Raw genomic sequence first — 12,201 nt, 5'->3', positions numbered from 1 at the left:
GGCTGTTGTCCATATCTTCCGGATATGGACAGTTTTTTGCATTGAGGGTTTCTTTCGGCCTTGAATGTGTGTAGAATCGCCAGTCGTGGGCTGGCTCATTGAGTATTATTTTTCTCAGGCAGGAATGGATGGATAGATGAAAACCAAGTTTCTATTTGTAACCGGTGGTGTGGTGTCTTCCTTGGGCAAGGGCCTTTCCGCAGCCTCGATAGGTGCTTTGATGGAAGCGCGCGGGCTGCGTGTTTCCATGCAGAAAATGGACCCTTATATCAATGTCGATCCCGGCACCATGAGCCCTTTTCAGCATGGCGAAGTCTTTGTCACTGATGACGGTGCCGAAACCGATCTCGATCTTGGGCACTATGAGCGTTATACCTCGGCCAAATTATCGCGCAAATCGAATTTTACCACCGGCCAGGTTTATGATTCGGTGATTCGCAAAGAGCGACGCGGCGATTATCTCGGCGGAACCGTTCAGGTGATTCCCCATATCACCAATGAAATCAAACAGAAGATCCTCGACAACGCCAAGGGGGTCGATATCGCCATTGTCGAAGTCGGCGGTACGGTCGGCGATATCGAGTCGCTGCCGTTTCTGGAAGCGATCCGCCAGTTCCGGGTTGATCGCGGCCGGGAAAATGTCCTTTATATCCATTTGACACTGGTCCCTTATATCGCCACCGCCGGCGAACTGAAAACCAAACCGACCCAACACAGCGTCAAGGATCTGCGGGAGATCGGGATTCAGCCCGATATTCTGCTGTGTCGCTGCGACCGTGAAATCCCCCGGGAAATGAAGGCAAAGATCGCGCTGTTCTGTAACGTGCCGGAAGCAGCGGTCATTACCGCGCGCGATGTTGGTACCATCTATGAGTGTCCGCAGGCTTTCCACGAGCAGGGGCTGGACGAGCGGATCGTTGATTATCTGAATATCTGGACCAAAGCGCCCGATCTGTCCGACTGGGAACGAATTGTCGAGCGGGTCAAACAGCCGGCCGGGGAAACGACGATTGCCATTGTCGGTAAATATGTCGACTTGACCGAGAGTTATAAGTCCCTTTCGGAAGCCCTGACCCACGGCGGGATCGCCAATAATTGTCGGGTCAACCTGGAGTATATCGATTCCGAAGCCCTGGAACGCCACGGCATCAGCGATGCTTTTGCCAAAGTGGATGGAATCCTGGTGCCCGGCGGGTTCGGTGAACGCGGTAGCGAAGGCAAGATCGCCGCGATTCGGTATGCACGGGAGAACAATATCCCGTTTTTCGGGATCTGCTTGGGTATGCAGATGGCCGTGGTGGAGTTTTCCCGCCATGTCTGCAATATTGAAGACGCCCACTCCTCGGAATTCCATGAAGAGGCCAAAAATCCGGTGATCCACATCATGGAGGATCAGAAAAAAGTCAAAGGGAAGGGGGGGACCATGCGTCTTGGCGCATATCCCTGTGACCTCAAAAAAGATACCCTGGCACGGCGGATTTACGGTACTGACCATCTTTCCGAGCGCCATCGTCATCGGTTCGAATTCAATAACAGCTATTTGAAAAAACTGCAGACCTGCGGGCTGGTTTTTTCGGGAATGAACCCCGAGGCCGGACTGGTGGAAATCGTTGAATTGACCGATCATCCATGGTTTCTGGGTTGCCAATTCCACCCTGAATTCAAATCGCGGCCGATGGAGCCGCACCCCTTGTTTGAATCGTTTGTCGGTGCCTGCCTGAAGCAGGGCCAGGAGAAAAAATAAATGAACAAAGTGAATGTCGGTTCCGTCGTTTTTGGCGGTGCTAAGCAGTTGGTGCTGATTGCCGGACCCTGTGCCATTGAGAATGAAGCGTTGACCTTGCGCATCGCCGAAGGCCTTAAAAAGCTGACCCAGGAACTGGGTTGCGAGCTGGTCTTTAAGGCTTCTTATGATAAGGCCAACCGGACTTCGGTGACGTCCTTCAGAGGACCGGGCATGGAAGAGGGGTTGCGGATTCTCGAGCGGGTCAAAAAGGAGTTCGAACTGCCGGTCATCTCTGACATTCATGATGTGTCCCAGGTCGCACCGGCTGCCGAGGTTCTCGATATTATGCAGATTCCGGCCTTTTTGTCGCGCCAGACCGATCTGCTGGTCGCCGCCGGCGAAAGCGGCAAAACCATCAATATTAAAAAAGGGCAGTTTCTGGCTCCCTGGGATATCGAACATGGGGTCAAAAAGATCGAAACCACCGGCAACCACAATATTCTGCTGACCGAGCGCGGCGCTTCTTTTGGCTACAACAATCTGGTCACCGATATGCGTTCTTTGGTGATCATGCGTGAGATGGGCTATCCGGTGATCTTTGATGCCACCCACTCGGTGCAGTTGCCGGGCGGGGCTGGCGGTGCCTCCGGTGGCCAGCGTCAGTATGTCGGCGCCCTGTCCCGTGCCGCGGCAGCAACCGGCATCGACGGTTTGTTCTGGGAAGTCCATGAAGATCCGGACCATGCTCTCTGTGACGGCCCCAATTCACTGCCCCTGGCCAAGGTCAAAACCATGCTCGAACAGGTTCTGGCCATTGATGCGATTTTCAAACAGGGCTCGAACGATGAGTGATGAAACCATGCTGGAAACGGCAAAGCATGTTCTGCAGGTTGAGGCTGACGCGGTTCTGGCTCTGAAAGACCGGATCAACGGCGATTTTTCGACTGCGGTCAAGATGATTCTCGAGTGTCACGGCAAGGTGGTGGTGACCGGTATGGGCAAGTCCGGGCTGATCTGCCAGAAGATCGCCGCAACCATGGCATCGACCGGCACCCCGACTTTTTTCCTGCATCCGGCGGAAGGTATCCATGGCGACCTGGGCATGCTTTCCAAGGGGGATGTGGTCATCGCCGTATCCTACTCCGGGGAGACCGAAGAGGTCTGCCGGATTCTGCCGGTGATCAAGCGCATGGGGCTGCCGCTGATCACCATGTCCGGCAATCCCAAAAGCACCCTGGGGATCGCCGGTGACGTCCACCTGAATATCGGTGTGGCCGAAGAAGCCTGCCCGCTGGGCTTGGCGCCGACGGCCAGTACCACGGCGACTCTGGCTATGGGTGATGCCCTGGCCGTGGCGCTGCTCAATGAGCGTGGCTTCAAGGCCGAGGATTTCGCCATGTTTCACCCCGGGGGGGCGCTCGGAAAAAAACTGCTGCTGAGGGTCGAGGATATCATGCACACCGGCGATCAGGTTCCGTTGGTCGGCCCCGCCACCCTGGTCCGCGAAGCCTTGTTCGAAATTACCAGTAAACAGCTCGGGGTGACCGGGATTGTGGACGAGCAGGGCGCTCTGGTGGGCGTCTTTACCGACGGCGATCTGCGGCGGATCATGGAGAAGGGGTTGGAGAGTCTGCAACAGCCCATCCGCGAATTCATGTCACTGTCCCCGAAACGGATCCTGCGCCACAACCTGGCGGCCAAAGCGCTGCAGGTTATGGAAAGCCATTCCATTACCTCCCTGTTTGTCTTTGCCGATGACGGGGAAACAGTTCCGGTCGGCATCATTCACCTGCACGATCTGCTGCGGGCGGGAGTGGTCTGATGGAGAAAAAGCTGGCTGCAATCAAACTGCTCCTGCTGGATGTCGATGGGGTTTTGACGGACGGACGGATTATTTACGATAATCAGGGTAACGAACTGAAAGCCTTTGACGTCAAAGACGGCCATGGGCTGAAACTGCTGCAGCGGTCCGGAGTCAAAGTCGGGATTATTACCGGCCGCTCTTCCGCCGTTGTTGCCAAGCGTGCCCAGGAACTCGGTATCGAGATCCTTTATCAGGGAGCCTTGAGCAAACTTGGCCCCTATCAGGAGATTCTCGCCGAACAGGGGCTGAGCGACGAACAGGTAGCCTATGTCGGCGACGATGTCGTTGATCTGCCGATTCTGCGCCGGGTCGGTTTCAGCGCCACGGTGGCCGATGCCGTTCCGGATGTCCCGCCGTTGGTCGATTATGTGACCACACGCCCCGGCGGACGTGGTGCGGTGCGCGAAATCTGTGACCTGATCTTGCGCGCCAACGGCGCTTGGCAGGAGTTGACCGAGCGCTATTTTAAAGCCTGAGCGGGATAATGGGCGTTTTCGAGCCGAGTGATTTCAGCAAAAAGACCGCCGGCGGCGATTGTGTCCGGGAGCGGTGTTCTTGAAAGCAAAACACATTTTAGCGCTGGTGATCATTGTGGCCGTCGGCACTTTGGCAGCGGTGATCTGGAGTCATTTGCGGGAGCAGGAGCCGGCCGCGATCCTGGAGACCATGCCGGGAGATGTTGATCTGGCGTTAACCGATCTTCACTACACGCATAATGAAGACGGCCAAAAACGCTGGGTCCTCGACGCCAAGAGTGCCGAGTATCAGCGGCAGAGTCAGTTGGTCAGCCTGGCTGCGTTGCATCTGGATTTTTTTGATGCCGGCCCGTTTGCCGAATTGAATGTCACCGCCGGGCAGGGAACGCTGGATCAGAACACCAACCGGATTGAGCTCTGGGAGCATGTTGAGGTAACCTCCAGTCGCGGCGACAACCTGATCACCGAACGCCTGAACTACAATGAGCAGGCCCGCCGGTTGAGTACGGATGAGCCGCTGGTTTATCAGGGACCCGGCTTGAAAGTGACTGGAGTCGGGTTGGATGTGGAGATCGACCGCGGCTACCTGCTGGTGAAAAAAAACGTTCGGGCGGTTTTTCAGCCCGCTGCAAATGGATCACGATAAATGTTGAAACGACTGCTGGCTTTGCTGGTTTTTATCCCTTTTCTTATGGTTGCCTTTGCCGGTGCGGCGCAGACCTTTTCAGGGCTGCAGGCCGATCAACCGGTTGAAGTGACCTCCACCCGGCTGGAAGTTTTTCAAGCCGAGCGGAAGACCGTTTTCAGCGGGGATGTGGTTGCAACGCAGGGTGATTTTGTGCTAAACGCGAAGCAACTGACTGTGTTTTTCAATGCCGACCAGAGCCAGGTGGAGCGTATGGAAGCGGTCGGACAGGTCAAGATCACCCAGCAGGGCCGGATCGCGACTGCGGATAAAGCCATCTTCAAGCAACCGGAGCAGGTCCTGGAACTGCAGGGGAACGCACAACTGCAACAGGGCGAAAACCGGATTGTCGGGGATGAGATCACCGTCTATCTTAAGGAAAACCGGAGTGTCGTCAAAAGTTCCGGCAGCGGCCGGGTCAAGGCGCTGATCATTCCCGCCAAGAAGCAGGACGGCGCCCGGTGAAAAGGCAGCTGAAGGCGACCGGCCTGCGGAAGACCTATGCCGGCCGGGAGGTTGTTTGCGGGGTCGATCTGAGCGTGGCTTCCGGCCAGGTGATCGGCCTGCTGGGGCCGAACGGTGCAGGCAAGACGACCAGTTTCTATATGGTGGTTGGGCTGGCGCGGCCAGATCAGGGGGCGGTCTTCCTTGATGACCGCAATATCACCGACCTGCCCATGTATCGGCGGGCTCGCGCCGGGATCTCCTATCTGCCTCAGGAGGCCTCGGTGTTTCGCAAATTGACGGTTGCGGAGAATCTGTTGGCGATTATTGAAACCCTGCGCTTGACCGCTGGCGAACAGCAACAGCGCCTGGAAGCGTTGCTGGAAGACCTGAATATCGGTCATATCCGCAATTCAAAAGGGTATGCGTTGTCCGGGGGGGAACGGCGGCGGGTTGAGATCGCCCGCTCACTGGTTCTCGATCCTGCGTTTCTTCTTTTGGATGAACCCTTTGCCGGTATCGATCCGATTGCCGTGATCGATATCCAGAATATTATTTCCCAGCTCAAGGACCGGGGTATCGGCATTCTGATTTCTGACCACAATGTCCGCGAAACTTTGGGGGTTTGCGATCAGGCTTATATCCTGAACCGAGGGCATGTTCTTGAATTCGGTACTCCCGAGGCGATTGCGGCAAGCCCCGTGGCCCGGGAAATTTACCTTGGAGACAAATTTCGGCTCTGACCTTGAGGCGGATGAGATTGTCTTCAGTGACCCAATGACTGTTTGTTAATCGATCATGACATGGACTGAAACAAATTATGGCTCTTGATCTTCGTTTACAAGTTAAACTCAGCCAACAGCTGGTGATGACCCCTCAGTTGCAGCAGGCCATCAAGCTGCTTCAGCTTTCGCGCATGGAGCTGGTGGATGTCGTCACACAGGAGTTGGCTGAAAACCCGTTGCTGGAGGAGGGGCTTGATCCGAAAGAGGAGCGCGATGAGACCGTTGCCACGGAAGAGGACAGCGGTGCCGTAACCGAGGCTTCCCCGGAGCAGGAATTAAAGGGTGAAGAGGAAGGGATGAACGACATTGACTGGCAGACCTATCTGGAAGGCTACAGTCTGAACAGCAGCGACAGCCGCGATAATTATGAGGATCAGGAGGAACGCCCCTCTTACGAAAGCCTGTTAACCAAACAGGAAAGCCTCAATGATCATCTGCTCTGGCAACTCGGGTTGTCGGCCTTTGCCGAGAAGGAGAGGCTGCTGGCCGCTGAGATCATCGGCAACCTCGATGAGTCGGGATATCTTCATGCCAGCCTGGAAGAATTGTCCGCTTCCACCCAAACTGCCCCGGAAGAGGTTGAGGCTGTCCTGAAGAAGGTTCAGCAGTTTGACCCCGCCGGGGTGGCCTGCCGTAATCTGCAGGAATGTCTGTTGCTGCAGTTGGAACGGATGGACCTCGGTGATTCCCTTGCTGCGCTCATCCTGCGTGATTGCCTGAGCGAACTGGAAGGCCGGAAATATCCGGCGATAGCCAAGGCGCTCAAGGTTTCGCTCGATGATGTGCTCGATGATGTGCTCGGTGCCGCCAAGTTGATCTCCGATCTCGATCCCCGACCGGGGCGGGCCTACAATGAAGAAGAGGTCCATTACATCGTTCCGGATATCTTCGTACATAAGGTTGGTGACGAATATGTGGTCACCCAGAATGACGAGGGCCTGCCAAATCTGCGCATCAACTCCTTTTATCGCAACGCCCTGACCGATTCGAATGCGGTCGACAAAAAGGCCGGTGAATATATTCAGGATAAAATGCGTAGCGCGGTCTGGTTGATCAAGAGTATTCATCAGCGCCAGCGCACCATCTACAAAGTCACAAAAAGCATCGTCAAATTTCAAAGAGAGTTTTTCGACCATGGCATCGAATACCTCAAGCCTCTGGTGTTAAGGGATGTCGCAGAGGACATCGAGATGCACGAATCCACGGTCAGCAGGGTCACGACCAATAAATATGTGCAGACTCCACAGGGGCTTTTTGAACTGAAATTCTTTTTCAATAGCGGCATCAATACCGCCGATGGTGATGCCGTTGCTTCCGAAAGCGTGAAGAGCAAAATCAAAGAGATCATTGCCGCAGAAGATCCGAAGAAGCCCTATTCCGATCAGAAAATTGTTGCCTTGTTGAAAGACCAGGATATCAATATCGCTCGACGGACAGTCACCAAATACCGGGAAATGCTCGGGCTCGGTTCCTCGACGGAACGAAAACGGCTGTTTTGAATACGGATTAGGAATTCTGTTGCGGATAGAAGGATGTCTCAGGCGCCATTCTACGCTATAATCCAAAGAAGAGCCTGGCACTAGGCCGGAGCCTGTTACCGCAAGGAGGTTGTCTTATGCAAATTGCCGTTACCTTCCGTCATATGGAAAGCAGTGATGCCGTTCGTAGCTATGTGGAAGAGAAACTGGCCCGGGTCAAAAAGTATATTGACGAGCCGATTGACGCTCAAGTTGTTTTATCCGTTCAGAAAAAAATCTATCACCGTGCTGAAGTGACCATGGTGGCCAAGGGCCTGACCATGAAAAGCATGGAAGAAAAAGATGATATGTATGCTGCCATTGATCTGATGGTCGATAAAATTGAACGGCAGCTCAAAAAGTACAAGGAAAAATTAAAAGAACATAAAGGAACCACGGCCAATCAGCGGCTGGTTGAAAAATCGATTATCTCGGGACCGAGTGTTGATGACGGAGGCGGCAATCCGGAAATTATCCGCAGCCATTCGTTTTTTGTCAAACCGATGTCGGTTGAAGAAGCGGTGATGCAGATGGACCTGCTGGACAAAGAGTTCCTGGTTTTTACCGATGACCATTCCGAGGAGATGAATGTGGTTTACCGTCGCAAAGATGGCAACTACGGTTTGATCGTTCCTCAAGGAAGTTAACCATATTTGTGGATGCGGGTCTTTTCCCAGAAATGGGAAAAGACCCGTGCTTTTTTATTGCTGACCGAATAAGATTGTGATTATGAACATTTCTGAACTACTGAATCCCCAGGCTATCGTCGCTGATCTTAAGGCCAAGGACAAGACCGGAACTCTTGCCGAACTCACGGACGCGCTGATTGACTGTGAGCCCTCTCTGAACCGCGATGAGGTTATTGCTGTTCTGGAGGAGCGTGAAAAACTTGGCAGCACCGGGATCGGTGATGGGGTCGCCATTCCGCACGGCAAACTGGCGGGAATCCCGGAGCTGAAGCTGGTGTTCGGCCGGAGCAAGGGCGGGGTCGATTTTGAGTCGATGGATGGCCAGCCGGCCTACCTGTTTTTTCTGCTGATCGCTCCAGAGGAGTCCGTAGGCGTTCATCTGAAAACCCTGGCCAGGATTTCCAAGCTGCTGAAAGACTCCAAGGTGAGAAAAAAATTACTGGACGCTGCCGATCAGGATGCGATTTACCAGATTATTCTTGAAGAAGAGGGCTAACCTTCCTGATGCTTGCCTCCCGAATCCGCTAACTTTTTTAGGGCCATGCCCGTGGTTGATTGAATCCGAACCTTATGCCGAAGCTTTCGATACAGGACATTCTCGATGAAAAGGAAGCCGGTCTGAACCTGGAGCTGTTGGCCGGGGGGGCTGGCTTGGACAACTGTGTCTCCGTGCCAAGGATTCAAAAACCCGGCCTTGCGCTGGCCGGTTACATGAGCAGTCTGCATCCGGACCGGGTCCAGGTTTTGGGGACAACCGAACTGAGCTTTCTGGCGCATATGCCGGAAGAGAAAGCCCGCGAGCAGGTTCGAAAGCTGTGTCAATACCAGCTTTCCTGCCTGGTGATTACCAAAGGCCAGGAGGTTCCCGACTATCTCCTCGAAAGCGCCAATGCCGGGCGCACTCCGTTGTTGCGGACCGACCATCTCAGCTCCCATTTTATTTCCCTGATCACGCGTTTTCTCGAGGAACGGTTACTGCCGACCTCAACCCTGCACGGGGTTCTGCTCGATGTCCTCGGCATGGGGGTCCTGATTCAGGGGAAAAGCGGGATCGGCAAAAGCGAGTGCGCGCTGGAACTGATTTTACGTGGTTTTCGCCTGGTGGCGGATGATGTTGTCAAGGTCAGATTCAAGCTGCCTTCCGTTGTTTTCGGCGAAGGGATGGATCTGCTGCCTCACCATATGGAGGTTCGGGGGCTCGGTATCCTCAATATCAAACATCTGTTCGGGGTCGCGGCAATTCGCGGGCGGAAAAAAATCGATCTGGTTGTGGAACTGGTCGAGTGGGAGGATGATAAGGAGTACGACCGCCTGGGGATGGAGGATCAAACCTTCAACCTGCATGGGGTTGAGCTTCCGTTTGTCCGTATCCCCGTGGCACCGGGGCGAAATATCAGCACCATTGTCGAAGTTGCAGCGCGGAACCAACTGCTCAAAGAAATGGGTTATCACAGCGCCCGCGAATTTCAGGAATTGTTGGAAAAACGTATGGCTGAAGCGGCCCACCTGCACTCCCATTCGATTATCGGAGATGATTTGGAATGAGCCAGCGGCTGGTCATTATCACCGGGCTTTCCGGCTCCGGAAAATCGACGGCGGCGCGTGTACTTGAAGATCAGGGCTTTTTCGTAGTCGACAATCTGCCCCTGGTGATGCTGCCGGATTTTTTGCGGCGCGCTGAAGAAGGGCTGAATGCCGAATCTGACCTTGCGGTGGTCATTGATGTCCGTAATCGCGGTTTTCTGGTTGACCACGCCAGGATTTTTCAGGGGTTGGAAGAGGCCGGCTATCAGCTGGATATCCTGTTTTTCGAAGCCGCCGATGAGGTCCTGCAGCGCCGCTACTCGGAAACCCGCCGTTCTCATCCGTTGGCCCATTCGGAGTCGGTCCAGGCCGGGGTTCAGAGGGAGCGACAATATCTGCTGCGCTTGCGAAATGCGGCCACCAGGGTGATTGACAGCAGCAACCTGACCTCCCGGCAGTTACGGGATCTGGTGCTGTCTTTTCTGGGCGAAGAGCGGGAACCGCTATTGATCGTCAATCTGGAGTCCTTCGGCTATCGCTACGGCCTGCCGCCGGCCGCAGATCTGGTTTTTGATGTGCGTTTTCTGCCCAACCCGCATTATGTTGAAGAGCTAAGACCATTGACCGGACTTGATCCGGTATTACGTGATTATGTCCTCTCTCAGCCCACCTGTCGCGAGTTTCGCAAGCACCTGGATCCGCTACTGGCTTTTCTGATTCCCCATTATCGGGCCGAGGGGAAGAGTTATCTGACTCTGGCCATCGGTTGTACCGGGGGCAGGCATCGCAGCGTATCGATTGTCGAAGACCTGTACGGTGCGTTTCCCGATACACAGGTGCTGCTGAGAGTGAATCATCGTGATATCGATAAAGGGTAAATCATGATAGGTATTGTGGTGATTTCTCATGCCGGGCTGGCCGCTGAGCTGGTGCAGGCCGCTGAACTGATTTTGGGACCGCTTGACAAGGTTAAGGCCATCAGCATCAATCGCAGTATGTCGGTGGACAATGCGAAGGCTGAATTGCAACAGGCTATCGACCAGGTGGGTATTGATGGCCAGGGGGTGATGATCCTGTCCGATCTGTTCGGGGGGACCCCGACCAATATCAGCGCCGAGTTTCTGGCGCCCGGGGCGATTGAAATTTTGACCGGGGTTAATCTGCCGATGCTGATCAAATGTGCCGGAGCCAGAAACGAATTGGTTCTGGAAGATTTGGCTGGACGCTTGAAAGAATATGCCCGGGATGCGATCATAAGACCTATGGAATTGTTGCGTAACATCGATAGAACCTGACAGGGGAAAACATGTCGCTGGTTTTAACACGGATAGATAATCGTTTGATCCATGGGCAGGTCCTGGAAGCATGGGTACCGTTTGTCAAGGCCGATTGCATTGTCGTGGCCAATGATGAACTGGCCCATAATCCACTGAAAAAAATAATGATGCAGGCCTCAGTTCCCAGTCGGCTGCAGGTGGAAATCGGCACCATTGATGAAATTATCCCGCTTTTGAACTCCGAAGCCCTCCAGCGCAAAAAGGTTCTGCTATTGTTCGGAACCACCGCCGATGCCCTGCGGGCTTATCGGAGCGGTCTTGAATTCGACCGTTTGAACCTGGGTAACCTGCATGCGGACAAGGGCAAAGCCCGCCTGTGTTGCACCGTCTTTCTGGATGAAGCCGATGTCGATGACCTGGCACTCCTTGATCAGGCGGGAGTCGATATCTCCGCTCGCTGTATCCCTGCAGACAGTGAACGGTCCTGGAAAAAATTGACGCCCCTGATAAAGGAAAAGGATTGATTATTCAGGATCTCTTGCTCGGAGCTTTGGTTGCGCTGCTCTGCGGATTGGACCGTGTTGCGGTTCTGCAGATCATGATCTCGCGACCGTTGGTTGCCGCACCGTTGACCGGGATGTTGCTGGGCCAGCCACTGATCGGTCTGCAGGTCGGGATCATGATGGAGCTGTTGTGGCTGGCGCGACTTCCGGTCGGCGCGGCGATTCCGCCTGACGATACGCAGGTTTCCATTGCGGCAACGGTTCTGGCGGTGACGGTGGCGCGCATGTTCACGATCAGCGGCCCGGAACCGGCGCTGTTTTGTTTGCTGGTGACTCTGCCGTTGGGAAAGTTGGGACAATATTTCGATCATCGGGCCCGGCGTTTTAACGACCATCTGCCGGAACTGGCGGAACTGGCCATCGAACGGGGCTCGTTGCGGGGAGCGGAGCGGCAACATTTAAAAGGGTTGTTGAGCTTCTCAGTCGCTGCATTAAGTACCTATATCGTCATTCTTGGGGGCGGTCTGCTGATCATCCCGTTTTTATGGCCGCTGATTGAGGAAGGGTTGGTTTACTCGTCCAGCTGGATCCAGTTGGCGTTGCCGCTGATCGGTGTTGCGGTCATTTTGGGGACAATTAATGTCAGCCGGTCCATTACTCTGTTCTGTGCCTCTTTTGGTATGGCTTTTTTGCTGATGTGGCTGGTGTGAA

Annotated in this window: 15 protein-coding genes; all 15 read left to right on the top strand. The window is 54.4% G+C overall.

Annotation, left to right across the window (positions count from 1 at the left end; all coding sequences use genetic code 11):
• The first annotated feature begins 136 nt into the window (after positions 1-136).
• The 15 genes from N909_RS0102125 to N909_RS0102055 all read left to right on the top strand — a co-directional run bounded on the left by N909_RS0102125 (position 137) and on the right by N909_RS0102055 (position 12,200).
• Positions 137-1,744, top strand: coding sequence for a CTP synthase (locus N909_RS0102125; RefSeq protein ID WP_029910669.1), 1,608 nt, complete (start codon positions 137-139; stop codon positions 1,742-1,744).
• Entirely contained in the window at positions 1,745-2,578 is an 834-nt protein-coding gene (gene kdsA, locus N909_RS0102120; RefSeq protein WP_029910667.1) for a 3-deoxy-8-phosphooctulonate synthase, read from the top strand. It abuts the gene before it with no gap.
• Positions 2,571-3,548 (top strand): KpsF/GutQ family sugar-phosphate isomerase, encoded by a 978-nt coding sequence (locus tag N909_RS0102115; RefSeq protein ID WP_245613557.1) that lies wholly within the window; start codon positions 2,571-2,573, stop codon positions 3,546-3,548. Before kdsA ends, N909_RS0102115 begins: the two co-directional genes overlap by 8 nt.
• Positions 3,548-4,066, top strand: coding sequence for a KdsC family phosphatase (locus N909_RS0102110; RefSeq protein ID WP_029910661.1), 519 nt, complete (start codon positions 3,548-3,550; stop codon positions 4,064-4,066). Before N909_RS0102115 ends, N909_RS0102110 begins: the two co-directional genes overlap by 1 nt.
• 79 nt (positions 4,067-4,145) lie before the next feature.
• Entirely contained in the window at positions 4,146-4,712 is a 567-nt protein-coding gene (gene lptC / locus N909_RS24295; protein ID WP_029910658.1) for an LPS export ABC transporter periplasmic protein LptC, read from the top strand.
• A complete protein-coding gene (lptA, locus tag N909_RS0102100; protein ID WP_029910654.1) occupies positions 4,713-5,216 on the top strand; it encodes a lipopolysaccharide transport periplasmic protein LptA in 504 nt (167 codons plus the stop codon).
• Positions 5,213-5,938, top strand: a complete 726-nt coding sequence (gene lptB, locus N909_RS0102095) for an LPS export ABC transporter ATP-binding protein (RefSeq protein WP_029910653.1) — start codon at positions 5,213-5,215, stop codon at positions 5,936-5,938. The genes lptA and lptB overlap by 4 nt, the downstream gene beginning before the upstream one ends.
• Positions 5,939-6,015: 77 nt before the next feature.
• On the top strand, positions 6,016-7,479 hold the full coding sequence (gene rpoN / locus N909_RS0102090) for an RNA polymerase factor sigma-54 (RefSeq protein WP_029910650.1): 1,464 nt from the start codon (positions 6,016-6,018) through the stop codon (positions 7,477-7,479).
• A gap of 116 nt (positions 7,480-7,595) precedes the next feature.
• Positions 7,596-8,144: a ribosome hibernation-promoting factor, HPF/YfiA family gene (hpf, locus tag N909_RS0102085; protein WP_029910647.1), complete on the top strand. Its 549-nt coding sequence runs from the start codon at positions 7,596-7,598 to the stop codon at positions 8,142-8,144.
• Positions 8,145-8,226: 82 nt separating this feature from the next.
• On the top strand, positions 8,227-8,682 hold the full coding sequence (locus N909_RS0102080; RefSeq protein ID WP_029910643.1) for a PTS sugar transporter subunit IIA: 456 nt from the start codon (positions 8,227-8,229) through the stop codon (positions 8,680-8,682).
• Between the two features lie 74 nt (positions 8,683-8,756).
• On the top strand, positions 8,757-9,731 hold the full coding sequence (gene hprK / locus N909_RS0102075) for an HPr(Ser) kinase/phosphatase (RefSeq protein ID WP_029910640.1): 975 nt from the start codon (positions 8,757-8,759) through the stop codon (positions 9,729-9,731).
• Positions 9,728-10,588 carry an RNase adapter RapZ gene (gene rapZ, locus N909_RS0102070; protein ID WP_029910637.1) on the top strand — a complete coding sequence of 287 codons (861 nt, stop codon included), beginning with the start codon at positions 9,728-9,730 and terminating at the stop codon, positions 10,586-10,588. Before hprK ends, rapZ begins: the two co-directional genes overlap by 4 nt.
• 3 nt (positions 10,589-10,591) lie before the next feature.
• On the top strand, positions 10,592-11,005 hold the full coding sequence (locus N909_RS0102065; RefSeq protein WP_036682648.1) for a PTS sugar transporter subunit IIA: 414 nt from the start codon (positions 10,592-10,594) through the stop codon (positions 11,003-11,005).
• Positions 11,006-11,016: 11 nt separating this feature from the next.
• A complete protein-coding gene (locus N909_RS0102060; RefSeq protein ID WP_051689451.1) occupies positions 11,017-11,511 on the top strand; it encodes a PTS sugar transporter subunit IIB in 495 nt (164 codons plus the stop codon).
• Positions 11,508-12,200 carry a PTS sugar transporter subunit IIC gene (locus N909_RS0102055; RefSeq protein ID WP_029910628.1) on the top strand — a complete coding sequence of 231 codons (693 nt, stop codon included), beginning with the start codon at positions 11,508-11,510 and terminating at the stop codon, positions 12,198-12,200. The genes N909_RS0102060 and N909_RS0102055 overlap by 4 nt, the downstream gene beginning before the upstream one ends.
• Position 12,201: the final 1 nt, after the last annotated feature.

The organism is Pelobacter seleniigenes DSM 18267, assembly GCF_000711225.1.
Taxonomy (GTDB): Bacteria; Desulfobacterota; Desulfuromonadia; order Desulfuromonadales; family Geopsychrobacteraceae; genus Seleniibacterium; species Seleniibacterium seleniigenes.
The sequence above is the reverse complement of the archived record's forward strand: the minus strand, read 5'-3'. Positions and strand labels throughout refer to the sequence as shown.